Origin of the sequence: Rubripirellula tenax, assembly GCF_007860125.1 — a bacterium.
Taxonomy (GTDB): domain Bacteria; phylum Planctomycetota; class Planctomycetia; order Pirellulales; family Pirellulaceae; genus Rubripirellula; species Rubripirellula tenax.
On the sequence record NZ_SJPW01000001.1, the window covers coordinates 1,161,349 to 1,173,934 of the forward strand.

Annotated in this window: 11 protein-coding genes and 1 other RNA gene; 3 read left to right on the forward strand and 9 right to left on the reverse strand. The window is 57.5% G+C overall.

Going from position 1 to position 12,586, the window contains the following annotated elements; genetic code table 11:
- The 6 genes from Poly51_RS04310 to odhB all read right to left on the reverse strand — a co-directional run bounded on the left by Poly51_RS04310 (position 1) and on the right by odhB (position 7,257).
- Positions 1 to 621 carry a sigma-70 family RNA polymerase sigma factor gene (locus tag Poly51_RS04310; RefSeq protein ID WP_146454552.1) on the reverse strand — a complete coding sequence of 207 codons (621 nt, stop codon included), beginning with the start codon at positions 619 to 621 and terminating at the stop codon, positions 1 to 3.
- A 229-nt stretch (positions 622 to 850) separates the two neighbouring features.
- A complete protein-coding gene (locus Poly51_RS04315; RefSeq protein ID WP_146454554.1) occupies positions 851 to 1,759 on the reverse strand; it encodes a histone deacetylase family protein in 909 nt (302 codons plus the stop codon).
- Positions 1,759 to 3,489: a hypothetical protein gene (locus Poly51_RS04320; protein WP_146454556.1), complete on the reverse strand. Its 1,731-nt coding sequence runs from the start codon at positions 3,487 to 3,489 to the stop codon at positions 1,759 to 1,761. The genes Poly51_RS04315 and Poly51_RS04320 overlap by 1 nt, the downstream gene beginning before the upstream one ends.
- A 165-nt stretch (positions 3,490 to 3,654) precedes the next feature.
- Positions 3,655 to 5,175: a carboxypeptidase M32 gene (locus tag Poly51_RS04325; RefSeq protein WP_146454558.1), complete on the reverse strand. Its 1,521-nt coding sequence runs from the start codon at positions 5,173 to 5,175 to the stop codon at positions 3,655 to 3,657.
- A gap of 32 nt (positions 5,176 to 5,207) precedes the next feature.
- A complete protein-coding gene (locus Poly51_RS04330) occupies positions 5,208 to 5,753 on the reverse strand; it encodes a hypothetical protein (RefSeq protein ID WP_146454560.1) in 546 nt (181 codons plus the stop codon).
- A 208-nt stretch (positions 5,754 to 5,961) separates the two neighbouring features.
- Complete coding sequence (gene odhB / locus Poly51_RS04335) at positions 5,962 to 7,257, reverse strand: 2-oxoglutarate dehydrogenase complex dihydrolipoyllysine-residue succinyltransferase (RefSeq protein ID WP_146454562.1); 1,296 nt, start codon at positions 7,255 to 7,257, stop codon at positions 5,962 to 5,964.
- 360 nt (positions 7,258 to 7,617) lie between these two features.
- On the opposite strand from odhB, the gene Poly51_RS04340 reads away from it, so the two are divergent.
- On the forward strand, positions 7,618 to 8,784 hold the full coding sequence (locus tag Poly51_RS04340) for a deoxyribonuclease I (protein ID WP_146454564.1): 1,167 nt from the start codon (positions 7,618 to 7,620) through the stop codon (positions 8,782 to 8,784).
- Between the two features lie 113 nt (positions 8,785 to 8,897).
- Positions 8,898 to 9,300: RNase P RNA component class A (rnpB, locus tag Poly51_RS04345), an RNA gene on the forward strand.
- A gap of 11 nt (positions 9,301 to 9,311) precedes the next feature.
- Here rnpB and Poly51_RS04350 read toward each other — a convergent pair.
- The 3 genes from Poly51_RS04350 to Poly51_RS04360 form a co-directional block, all read right to left on the reverse strand.
- Positions 9,312 to 9,521, reverse strand: a complete 210-nt coding sequence (locus Poly51_RS04350; protein ID WP_222435782.1) for a DUF5989 family protein — start codon at positions 9,519 to 9,521, stop codon at positions 9,312 to 9,314.
- A complete protein-coding gene (locus tag Poly51_RS04355) occupies positions 9,522 to 11,471 on the reverse strand; it encodes a carbamoyltransferase family protein (protein ID WP_146454566.1) in 1,950 nt (649 codons plus the stop codon).
- Positions 11,472 to 11,596: 125 nt separating this feature from the next.
- Positions 11,597 to 11,887 carry a hypothetical protein gene (locus Poly51_RS04360; protein ID WP_146454568.1) on the reverse strand — a complete coding sequence of 97 codons (291 nt, stop codon included), beginning with the start codon at positions 11,885 to 11,887 and terminating at the stop codon, positions 11,597 to 11,599.
- A 469-nt stretch (positions 11,888 to 12,356) separates the two neighbouring features.
- Between Poly51_RS04360 and Poly51_RS04365 the strand changes: the two genes are divergently transcribed.
- Entirely contained in the window at positions 12,357 to 12,572 is a 216-nt protein-coding gene (locus tag Poly51_RS04365) for a hypothetical protein (RefSeq protein WP_146454570.1), read from the forward strand.
- The last annotated feature ends 14 nt before the right edge of the window (positions 12,573 to 12,586 follow it).

Genomic DNA, 12,586 nt, shown 5'->3' on the forward strand with positions numbered 1-12,586 from the left:
TCAGTTTTCCTCGGGCTGTGCGGTACCGTCCGAATTGACCGCACTGCCGCCGTCATCGTCTGCGGCATCGCTACAGCGTAGTTCCCGCCGCATCCACGCACGCGACATCGCCCATTCTTTCTCAACGGTCCGCAATCCAAGATTCATCTCAGTTGCGATTTCGCGCATGGTCATTCCGCCAAAGAATCGCAACTCAACGATCTTGGCCTGACGCGGATTCAATTCGGCCAACGTTTTTAGCAGATCATCCAGCGCGACCACATCGTCGTCATCGCTCAGTTTGAACGTGACTTCGTCGGTCAATTGTCGACGTTCCCAACCGCCGCCCCGTTTGAGCGATCGAACCTTCCTGGCATGGTCAACCAGAATGCGACGCATGACTGTTGCGCCGATCGCAAAAAAGTGCGTCTTGCCCTGCCAATTGATCCGCGATTGGTCCACCATCCGCACGTAAGCTTGGTGGACCAACGACGACGAACTGAGCCGATGTCGCATCGGTTCGTTTTGCAAAAATCGACCAGCCAAACGGCACAGATCGTCGTACATCAACGAAAACAGCTGATCGGTTCCACCCGCTTCACCGTCGGTGCTTTTGGTTAAGAGATCTGTGATGGACGTCATTGATAATATGTCGCGACAACGAAAGAGAAGTGGTGCAATGCACCCATGCATTATAACAGAGCGGGAACAGGATTCCCAAAGGGCGATGCCTGTTGATTTGGCCACCTATTGGATGCGAGGATCGCCCGAGAGTTCCGCCAAGAAAACCCCGGTCTTGCTGGCGTTAAGTGTATTTCGCAATCCCCACACCTTGCTACCTATCTTAACCAGGTTCGGGTCGATCGACGCGCTAAACCACCGAACGGCTGGCTCGGCTGGCCAGACTTACCGTCGACGCATGGATATCCACGATATCGTCGATTGTGCTGGCATAGCCGCCGGCCATCGCAATCGCCAGCGGAATGCCACGTTTTTGACACCATCGAATCACCGCCAGATCCCGCTGGACCAGTCCGTGTTTGGTCAGTTTTAGGCGACCTAGACGATCGTGTTCGTAGGGATCGGCGCCCGCCAAATAGATCGCTAAATCAAACGGACCGTTCCGAGAAACCACGTCAAGGGCAGATTCGAGTTCGCGAAGGTAGGTGACGTCATTGGTGCCGTCGGGTAAGGGGACATCCAAGTCGCTTGCCGTTTTCCGCAGGGGAAAGTTCCGGACGCCGTGGATCGAAAGCGTGAACGCAGTCGAATCGCCGGCAAGTATCTGGGCGGTGCCGTTGCCTTGGTGAACATCCAAGTCGATCACGCACGCGCGCTGGATTTCAAATTCGGCTTGCAGCGTGCGAATCGTGACTGCAGCATCGTTAAACACACAGTACCCTTCGCCGGCATCCGTCATCGCGTGGTGCGTGCCGCCGGCCAAGTTGACCGAGAAGCCGTCCGTGAGTGCCGCACGTGCGGCGGCGATGGTGGCGCCGGTGCTGCGTCGCGATCGAGAAACCATTTTCGGCGACCAAGGAAAACCGATCCGTCGGATTTCGGCGGTCGAAAGTGATCCGGTCTGGACCGCTTCGATGTAACGGCGATCGTGACAGCGAAGCAACTGTTCATCCGTCGCCTCGGTCGGAACGACCAACACATCGCTGGCATGTTCTTTACTGGCAACAACGCGAGCGCGGAGTCGCCTGTATTTGTCCATCGGAAAGCGGTGGCCCGATGGAAGCGGCAACTCAAAATGGTCGGTGTAAAAGATCCGCACTACAAAGGTTCGGCAACAGCCAGTTCGATGGTCGATTGTTCTCCGGTTCCAACGATTCGGCCCAACGCGATGACTTGGTCGGACAAGGGCATCGAAGCGCTGCCTGTGACAATGATTTCCGTTCCATTGCCGACCGTGATCGTGGGACTACCAGCGTTCGTGCCAGCCTTGCCAACGACCAAAATTCCCTTGGTCGTTCGACCGTTGTACGTAAACCAATTCGTTGCCGCGTTTTCGTACTTTGATAACAGCGGCGATTCCTTCACCCGCGTCAACAGTGCTTTCGCCGACTCGCTGTTTCCGTCCGCCAGCATGCCGACTTCCGAAATCTCACGATAAGTCATCGCCATCGCTTTGGTTCGAAGCGGATCCGAAGGCGACATCGCTAAGACTTGATCCAGCATTTCATTGGCTTCATCAACAGCAGCCGTCAACTCGGCCGATTCGGTTGGCGGCGTGTCCATGATGACGGGCTTGGAGAAAACGTCATCTGACGCGACTTTAGCATCAGGCTCGGGGGTTTCGTCCAGCGGATTCATTTCCGGTTGGGATGTCTCGCCGGGCATTGCGAAAACGCTGTTGGAGTCGGGCGCGGGAACGCCTGGCTGTGCATCGGGCAAATTCATTCCGCCTTGATCCACGTCCGGTTCGCTGGTATCCGATTCAGCGAAACTGCCATCGGGCAGACTCATCTCGGGAATTTCCAATTCGGGCGGTTGAATACCGGCCGCGTCGCTGATGGCGACCTCTGGGGCCGCCACACCAAGTTGGTCCAAAGCGTCGGATTCGATCGCATCCATGGCGACATCGGGGGTTGGAACTTCCATCGTCCGACCATCAAGATCCATTCCTTCGTCATCGCTATCATCCAACTGCATCGGGGCCGACGCGCGAACGCCTGTGTCCGCAGTCGCGGTCGATTTCGAAGGCCAGATCCCCAGCATCGACTCTCGCCCGGCAAGCGTTAGCAGGCCGTCGGCGATCGGCAACGAAAGCGCACCGCCGACGATCACGCCGACCGCGGTCTTCCAAGCCGCGCCACCTTTCGAGCGGCGGTTCGAACGCGAGACTCGCATTGCTGCGATGTCGGTTCCGTCACTCCACGAATCGTCATCGATCTCGTTTTCTTGGCCCGCCCATTGGTAATCCATCGGCGCATCGTCGATCGATGGAACGACATGTTCATCGTCATCGTGGTCGTCTTCTTCGACTTCATCTAACAGCTCGACTTCGTCATCGGCCATCGGATCCTCGACCGGATTTTCGTCCGTCGGAAAGGACCAATCGTCGCTCTTGATGGTTTCGTTGGCGACCGTTGCGTGAGTATCCACATTGCTGGGATCATCATCGTATGCATCGTCTATTTCGTGATCGTTGGCAGCTTGCGGGCTGCCAAACTCTTCTTCGTCGCCATCGATCAAATCGCTGGATTGAGCGGCAACGCCGGCCATTCCAACGCCCGCTCCCATCGCGGCCCCCGCTGCTGTCGCCGCATGGGCGAAACCCTGCGAAGCGACTTCGGCCACAGGACGCTCGATCGAGATCGGTTCCCCACCAGCGGACTTGACCACCAGCATCGGCGGAAGCGACCGCATCAAATCGGACATCTCGAACGTTTCGTGACACCAAGGGCATTGCCCATAGGCTCCTTCGGGCAATATTCCAGCCTGATCGGGGTCGACCGGCAATCGAAAGGGTTCGGCACAACGAGGGCAGTTCGAGACAGTCATAGCGGTCCTAAGAGAAAGTTGACGCTTGGATTGTAACTGACCGTCCGGTCGATTTCTGCACGTCGGTGGGGCAGTTTTTCAGCGTTCTCGATTCCGCCGGCCCGCTGGCGGAATGATCGTCACCTCGCTACCGAATTTATCCCACAAACATTACTGTCAAAAAGTTCACTCACCGTAAAGCGGGACCAGCTTATTTCGCAGATAGCCGACCAACGCGTCCGCCGACAGCGGCTTGCCGGTCGCCCGGCGGACCAGCTCGTTGCCGCTGAAGCACCGGCCGTGCCGATGAACATTCTCGATCAACCAATCCAACAGCGGTCGGAAATTGCCCTGCGCAAAATTCGCTTCCAAATCGCCGATCGATTCTGCGGCCGCGTCGTACAGCTGGGCCGACGCAAGGTTGCCCAGCGTGTAGGTCGGAAAATAGCCGATCAACCCGGCGCTCCAGTGGACGTCCTGCAGGATACCATCGGCATGACTGGGCGGTCGGATGCCGAGATCGCTTTCGTAACGATCGTTCCAGGCCTCCGGCAAATCGGCAACGGACAAGCTGCCGTCGACCAACTGCCGTTCCAGATCAAATCGAATGATGATGTGCAGGTTGTAAGTCGCCTCGTCGGCTTCCACCCGAATCAAACTGGGGCGGACCGTGTTGACGGCAAAATAGAAGTCGTCCAACGTTGCGTCGTTCAATTGAGGCGCAAACGTCGCCTTCGTCTCGTCGAGCAGGTGGCTCCAAAAGGCGCGACTTCGGCCGACTTGGTTTTCCCAAAGTCGTGATTGCGATTCGTGCATCCCGAGCGAAACGTAAGATCCCGGCGGCAACCCGAACCACTCGTCACGCATCCCCTGTTCATACAAACCGTGTCCGGCTTCGTGCAGCGTTCCAAAGATGCCGCTGGGCAACCACTGCTCTTCAAAGCGCGTCAAGATCCGAATGTCTTTCGGTCCCAACGTCGTGCAAAACGGATGCGACGTTTCATCCAATCGGCCGCGTTGAAAGTCGAACCCGATCCGTTCGGCGATCCGCCGGCTGAACTTTCGCTGCGCATCGATCGGGAACTTCTGTTCCAGCATCGCGACTTTGGGACGATTCGGCGCATCCTTGATGCGCGCGATCAAGTCCACCAACGGTCGACGCAGGTCATCGAACATTGCTTGAAGCTGATCGACACGAGCGTCGGGTTCGTATTCATCAAGCAACGCTTCGTACGCCGTTCGATCTGAGCCCTCACTCCAACGCTGACCGACTTCGCGTTTCAATTCGATAATTGATTCCAGCACGTTGCCGAACATCGAAAAGTCATCGGCTTTGCGCGCGGCATCCCATGTCTGTTGACCTTTGACCGTCGCTTCGGACATTTTCCGAACCAAGGGCGTGGGCAACTTGCGATCTCGGTCCCAGTCGCGATGCAATTCGCGAACGGTTGCTGCAGTGTCGCTGTGCGGTTCATCGCCCGCGACATCGTCGAGCAAACGGCAAAGGTCGTCGCCGTAGCCTTTGCCGGTGCGAATTTCGTGAACCAATCCACGCAGCATCGACACCTGTTCGGCGCGATAGTCACCGCCGCCAACGGGCATCCCGGTCCGTTCGTCCCACTCCAAGGTGTCCGCCGCCGTTTGCAACTTCATTGCTTGACGTGCTTGTTCGCACACGGAATCGAATCGAGCTTGTTTGGTATTCATAGACGGAAGAATAGCGTTTGCCACCACCGCCGCTAACCCAGCAGCAAACCGCCCCCGGTATCGCCTTCTTCCAGTTCCCGTCGAATCTCGCGCAGGCCGTACGCGCACATTTCGAATTGGTCGCTTAGCGACATCAGCACGTCCGACGACGGGCGAGTTTCGCCGCCGTCAATCTCGGCCGCGATCGCGTACGCTCGTTTGCCTTGTTGGCAGTAATCGAAAAACTGTTCCGATGTCGACGCAGCCTTCGTTGCCCGCAGACTCTCGGGATACATGCCCGACCAGAACAGAGTGAAGTCACCGATGTGGCGGTGGACTTCGCGGCGGGCCAGCCCGATCCGCTGTTCGGCCTCGCGAAACATCAGCAGCACTTCGGTCGCGGGGCGACCATTGGGCCGACGAATGCGGTGGATGTCATCGGTCCGTATGAACCGGATCATCATGTCCGCGACGTAGTCGACAAGCTGGACATCGACCACTCCCAATTTTGAGTGAAAGATGCACTCGCTCAGGCCAACGAAAAAACGTTCTATGGTTGAACGCTCTTGAGACTCATCACCAGTATATCCAGGCTCCATCGTAACCTCCTCGATACGTGAAATCGGAAGGGCCCGCTACCTGAACTCTACATCTAATAGGACTTCGGCGACAAGTCAAGACAAATGCTGGACTCGCCATCGTGGCGCGGCCCTGCGACGCCGACGCAGGGTGTACTTCGCGCTCATCAGCTGCTTTGCAGCTGACATCCCGCGAGCGGAGTCGCGGGGCCACTTGGGGTTGCCCAAGTTACAGCTCTAGGAACAACCTTGCCGGTTCCTCGATCACTTCCTTGATTGTCTTCAGGAATCCGACCGCTTCGCGCCCGTCAACGATACGGTGATCGTATGTCAGCGCCACGTACATCATCGGTCGAATCACGACTTGGCCGTCGATTGCGACGGGGCGTTCTTGGATCGAATGCAGTCCCAAGATTCCGCTCTGGGGCGGATTGACGATCGGCGTCGACAGCAGCGAACCATAGATGCCGCCGTTGGAAATCGTGAACGTGCCGCCCATCAAGTCTTCGGGTTGCAATCGGTTTTCACCGGCCTGTTTGGCGAAGTCACCAATCGTCGCTTCGATATCGGCGAACGACATCCGTTCGACATTGCGAAGAACCGGAACAACCAATCCTTTCCCGCCGCCGATTGCCACGCCGATGTCTTGATAGTTGCGATAGACCGCATTGCCGTCACGGATCTCGGCGTTGACGGCTGGGAATCGCCGCAGCGCCTCGACCGCCGCTTTGGCAAAGAACGACATGAAGCCCAGCTTCACACCGTGTCGTTCGGCGAATCGATCTTTGTATTGGCTGCGAATCTGCATCGTCGGCGACATGTCGATTTCGTTGAACGTCGTCAACAAAGCCGCCGTCTGCTGGGCTTCGACAAGCCGCGCCGCGATCGTTCGGCGAAGCATCGAAAGGGGTTTGACTTCTTCGGTGCGATGCGACGGGCCGTCGGTCACCAACGATGCCGGGGGGCCACGACGAACGGGCGCTGTGACCGCCGTTGCGGGTTTCGCAATCGCCGCCGCGGCGGGCTGACTCGCTTTATTTTGCACATAGGATTGGACGTCTTCTTTGAGCAGTCGGCCGCCCGGTCCCGTCGCCGGAACTTGGGCAGCGGTCAATCCGTGTTGGTCAAGCAATCGCTGTGCGGCCGGCATCACGAACGCGGCTGCGGATCCAGCGGCGCGCGACGCTGCAGGAGTGGTTGCCGGCGCCGGCGCTGGTGCCTTGCCAGCCGAGGTTGCTGGTGCGGCAGCCTTCGGCGGGGCCGATCCGCCGGCCGGTTGCTCGGCGACGCGAATCGTGGCGATGACTTCGCCGATCAACGCGAATTCTTCGGACGCCTTCGCGATCCCTTCCAAGAACCCCGAAGCGGGCGCGGGGATTTGGACGGACGCCTTTTCCGTTTCGATTTCTACGAGATCTTCACCTGACGCTACCCACTCGCCCTCGGTTTTCAACCATTGGCCGATTTGAACTTCGCTGATGGATTCGCCAACGGTGGGGACTTCGACCTGGATCGTTTCGCTCACAAGAACCATCTTTGGGAAGGTGAAATGGAGACACGGATGTTCGCAACGGCACGCGACACCGCGTTGCCCGTCTTGGCACCAAAATAGCAAGTTCACGGTCAAACGCCCAGCCGAAGGCGAACCGTGAAACGATGAAAACGGTCGAACGCGTCGGAACGCCACGTCGACCGAATTTGTCTGTCAAACCGAATTTAACGACGCTGACGCCAACGGCTTTTCGCACCGGTTGCACCCCCGCGTTTTCCCCGATCTGGCTCAAGTAACTCAGCCCGGGTCATGACCATGGCCGTCGACGTTCGATGCAATGAAACAGAGAAGTAGTCTCGATTTTGATTCGCCCCGCTGATGTTAGCGCCCGACATGTCCGATTCTCAAGGTGGAAGTCCGATCCAAGTCGCTGCCGTCGTGCTCCTGCTCGTCGGTGGTGGATGGTATTTCTTCAAGAACTACGAAATCGCAGGATTGGACAACGTTTCGGTCACTCCCAAAGAAACTTCGCAAAGCGACGGGCAGTTCGTAAACTACGTTGACGCACCCGTGATGATCGATCCTAACCGATCGATCCCCGATGGTAATTACGCTCCGCCAGCCAATCCGATTACGCTGACATCTCGATCAAACGCCGGATTGGGATTCGACGGACTCGGTGCCGAAGGCATCCGCGATTTCTCGGCGCCCAAAACGTCGCTTCCCACTGCCGCGGCGGCAGTGATCCCCAGCCCACGACGCTATCGCAGCGTGAAGGTTGCTTCGTGGGCGCTGGATGGTTTTGGCCCGACTAAGCTGAGCAATCTTGCCGTCCGCAAACACGTCACGGCCGTGATTCGTCAATTCGATGTGGTCGCACTGCAACAGATCGCGTCGATCGAACGCGACCTGGTTCCGCGATTGGTCGAAGTCATCAACGGAGGACAGGTCGGTTCGACGTTCCAGAACCGCTACGACTATGTCCTCGGCGAATCGTCGGGCCCGGCCGGACGTCAAGAACAATTGGCGTTCATCTTCGACACCAATCAAGTTCTTGTTGACCGCCGGCAAACTTACACGGTCGAAGACCCGACGCAACAGATGACCTACGATCCGTTGGTCGCGACGTTTCGCGCCGCGAAACCGGATTCGCAAACGGCATGGACTTTCTCGTTGGTCAACGTGCGAGTCGATTTGACGCGAGCCCAATCCGAAGTCGCGTTGCTGCCCAGTGTGCTGCATTCGGTTCGCGCCGATGGCCGCGGCGAAGATGACGTGGTGATGCTGGGGCTGTTCCAAGCCGACGACGCCTACTTGGTCCCCACGATGGGCGGCGGAGCAATGCGGGCGGCCGTCCAAGGGCGAGCAACCGATATCTACGGCCGCTACCAAACTAACAATATTCTGATCGACACGGTGCCAACGAGCGAGTTCTTGGGCCGTGCGGGCGTCTACGATTATGCCCGTGCCCAGGACATCAACCCAATCGAAGCAGAAACGGTAACCAGCCATCTGCCCGTCTTCGCCGACTTTACCGCCCACGAAGGCGGAGCGTTGTAGGGGAGTAGGTGACAGGTGACAGGCAGCAGGTGACAGTGAAGACCACACCGGTCGAGCAGACTCTCCACACAACACCTGTAACCCGTCACCTGTTCCCTGTAACCTATTTCCTGCGAGTGGGCGGGGCGATCGCTGGTGGTACGAGTTACCACTGGAGGAAAGTCCGGGCTCCGTAGGACAGGATGGTCGATAACGTCGACCGGCCGCGAGGCTAGGGAAAGTGCAACAGAGAGCAAACCGCCGAACGGTGGTTCGCCGATTCGAAAGAGTCGTCGAACCATGCGTGGTAAGGGTGAAACGGTGCGGTAAGAGCGCACCAGCGGTCGAGGTGACTCGATCGGCTTGGTAAACCCCATCCGGAGCTAGACCAAACAGAATGAAGCGGCGGTCCGTCGCGTCCCATCATTCGGGTAGGTCGCAAATGAGGCGGCGAGCAATCGTCGTGCACAGATAAATGATCGTCGACGACGGCAACAGCCGCCGTCACAGAACCCGGCTTACAAGCCCACTCGCTTTTCGCTCCCCCGTTAAAACAACGCATAGATGAACGGTGCAACCGGCGATGCCGCCAAGAACACCATGCCCATCATCAACACCGTCACGATCAAGATCGGTGCCAGCCACCATTTTTTATGGTGCCGCAAAAACGACGCGAATTCACGCACGATTCCCGGGTCGCGAGAGTAACGGTCATCGGCGTCACGCATTTTGGCTTCACTGCTTTCCGGTGGGTTCATTCAGTACGTTCGCAAGTGGCGTTTCGGATCGCGATCGGCATCGACGTGCCGCCAATAAGAACTCGTATCGTCCGACTCTCGACTCGTTCGTCCAACCCGGCGAGCCCAACCGACGGGTGTGACTACCAGATAATAGACCGCCGACAATCCGATCACACCAACGACTCGATTCCAAAGTCGAAAAATTTTGCGAGGCATATCCAACCAATGCCCCTTCACCACATCGAATGTAGGTGCGATCGCCCCCACTTTTGATCGGACGACAAAGTTTTCGATCACCAAAACGTCCAAGTCGGTCTTCAAGAAGCATCGAATCGCGTCATCCGGCGAACCCACAATCGGCTCTCCGCGGACGTTGAAACTGGTGTTGACCAACATCGGACATCCCGTCGCTTCGAAAAAGCATCTCAGCAAACGCTCGAACCTCACATTATCGCGAGCATCAACGGATTGCACCCGAGCTGTTCCATCGACGTGAGTGACCGCCGGCACATCGCTGCCTCGCATCGGATGAACAAACATCATGTACGGATTGGCCGCGTGCCCGCCCGTGTCCAGGCAAGCCTCGACATGATTGGCCAAGATCGCCGGCGCGAACGGGCGAAACGATTCTCGAAATTTAATCTTCTGGTTGATTCGCGATTGAGTCTCCGCGCCGCGCGGGTCTGCCAAAATGCTGCGATTTCCCAGTGCCCGTGGCCCGAATTCCATGCGGCCGTCGAACCGGCCAATCACCTTGCCATCCGCCAGATCCGCCACGACCGAATGTGCCAACGATTCATCGTCGAGTCGCTCGAACTGCAATCCTGATCGATCCAACGCCTCACGTACCGACGCGTCTGAGTACTCCGGCCCCAACAATGCGTCAAAGGGCGGTGATGAACTGACGCTGCGAGGTTGCCGCATGACTTGGTGCCAAACCAGCATGGCCGCACCGACGGCACCGCCCGCATCGCCTGCCGCAGGTTGAACCCAGACGTCGTCGAAGGGTCCCTCGCGCAGCAGCTTGCCGTTGGCGACACAATTGAGTGCAACGCCGCCCGCCAAACACAGCTTGGACTGCCCGCTGATTTCTTTCAGGTGGATCGCCGCCTTCATCACCGCTTCTTCGGTCACACATTGAATCGACGCGGCCATGTCACGATGAAACGCTTCGATCGTTTCGGATGGGTCGCGTCGCTTGCGACCAAACAGACGATCGAACTTCGCGTTCGTCATCGTCAACCCACCTCGATAGTTGAAGTACGACGAATCCAATCGGAATGATCCGTCGTCGCAGATGGATATCAATCGCTCACGAATCAGCGTCGCGAATCGCGGAGTTCCGTACGGCGCCAAACCCATCAATTTGTATTCACCCGAATTGACGCGAAACCCGGCATGATAGGTGAACGCCGAATACAACAATCCGATCGAATCGGGGAATCGGATCTCTTTCGACAGCTGAATCTTTTCGCCGCTGCCGATTCCGATCGTCGTCGTCGCCCACTCACCCACGCCGTCCATCGTCATGATGGCCGCCTCGTCAAACGGCGAAGCATAGAACGCGCTGGCGGCGTGCGATTCATGGTGTTCAAAGAACGCGATCGGGCCATGATACAAGTTGCCAAGACCGCGACGAACCTCGCGACGCACATGAAGTTTCTGTTGCAACCACGACGGCATCGCGGTCGTGAACGATCGCACACCCCGGGGTGCGATGTCCGCATACGTTTCCAACAATCGATCAAACTTCAACAACGGCTTTTCGTAGAAAGCCACATGATCCAAGTCGTCCGGTTTCACTCCCCCCAACTCCAAACAAGCCTGGATCGCTTCGGTGGGGAACGCAGCGTCGTGCTTGATCCTAGAAAACCGTTCCTCTTGGGCCGCCGCGACCACGCGACCGTCGACAACCAGTGCCGCGGCGGAGTCGTGAAAGAATGCGGACAGTCCCAAAATTGCGGTCATGAAATCGTATTCCTTCGCGGGGTGTGACGGAACAACACGGCATCACGCGGCAACATCCCGCGTTGTGGTCGCAGCATACTCGCTCGACGGTTCTTTCGCGTAGACGACGGAGCGTGAATTCGAAATCACTCACCTTGAAGCGACCACACACTGCCGACCTGTGCCTCCATCTGCGGATCGTGACGCTTGCGTTGCTCTCGATTGATCGGAAAGAAGTCGTTTGTTCCAAAGAACGCTTCCGATGATTCGGTGAAGTATTCTTTGTGATAGTTCATTCCATAAGCACGCTCCGTCATGCAGTTGTTCCGCTCGACCAATTCCGGATGACGGCCTGCGATTTTCAGCGAATCCCTGCCGGGATGATACGCGGCAGTCGGTCGAAAGCCTTCATGCTCAGGCGAGATCCAGATCGGCACGCTTCGAATCTGAGACGGCGCGTATGCGGGTACGACTTCGACGACAGTCCGCAGTGGCCCGAATCCGTTCAACCTACGCCAGCGGCAGTTCCCGGGCCTTCATCTTGGCATGGTATTCTGTCAGCCCCCGTTTCGCATTGCTCGTCCAGAGCCCGATACTCAATCGAACCAAGTGTCTCGCCATCGACCTTCGTTGGCAAACCATCGCCACCGTCCTGGACATCAAACGTCGCTGCCAAGAACGAAGCAACTGCTGCACGATCGGGGCATTCTGCCCCACTGCGATTTTGAGTCCCATTTGGCTCGCTCGATCCAACCTCAGGCAACGAACGTTCGCTCGCTTTTCGCGGACTTTTTTCTCCTTCGGATCACATCACGCGATTGGCACGGCGAGTGCTTCATGGTGAAACGTCGGTTGTTAGCAGCGTTCCGTCGCTACCGACGAAGTCCATCAAGGGAGACGTTCACGATGATTCTGTTTGCTAGTGATTCTGACGCGGATCAAGACTCGGTGACTGACCCGACACCGGACCAAATTCGTCGTCGGGCGGCCGCGATCCGTCAACGGTGGAGCGAAGGTCAGCGGAAACGTCGACACGTTGCATCTTTCAGTGCTTGGCTCCTGCCTGTCGTCCATGTCGCGGATGTGACTGCCAACGATTCGCAATTTTCATCGAGCGGATAGTCCGATGGAACTGA

Coding starts and splice junctions, on each gene's coding strand:
- Poly51_RS04340 (WP_146454564.1), top strand. CDS start 7,618: ATGTCCGATTCTCAAGGTGGAAGTCCGATCCAAGTCGCTGCCGTCGTG.
- Poly51_RS04330 (WP_146454560.1), bottom strand. CDS start 5,753: ATGGAGCCTGGATATACTGGTGATGAGTCTCAAGAGCGTTCAACCATA.
- Poly51_RS04365 (WP_146454570.1), top strand. CDS start 12,357: ATGATTCTGTTTGCTAGTGATTCTGACGCGGATCAAGACTCGGTGACT.
- Poly51_RS04310 (WP_146454552.1), bottom strand. CDS start 621: ATGACGTCCATCACAGATCTCTTAACCAAAAGCACCGACGGTGAAGCG.
- Poly51_RS04325 (WP_146454558.1), bottom strand. CDS start 5,175: ATGAATACCAAACAAGCTCGATTCGATTCCGTGTGCGAACAAGCACGT.
- Poly51_RS04355 (WP_146454566.1), bottom strand. CDS start 11,471: ATGACCGCAATTTTGGGACTGTCCGCATTCTTTCACGACTCCGCCGCG.
- Poly51_RS04320 (WP_146454556.1), bottom strand. CDS start 3,489: ATGACTGTCTCGAACTGCCCTCGTTGTGCCGAACCCTTTCGATTGCCG.
- Poly51_RS04350 (WP_222435782.1), bottom strand. CDS start 9,521: ATGAACCCACCGGAAAGCAGTGAAGCCAAAATGCGTGACGCCGATGAC.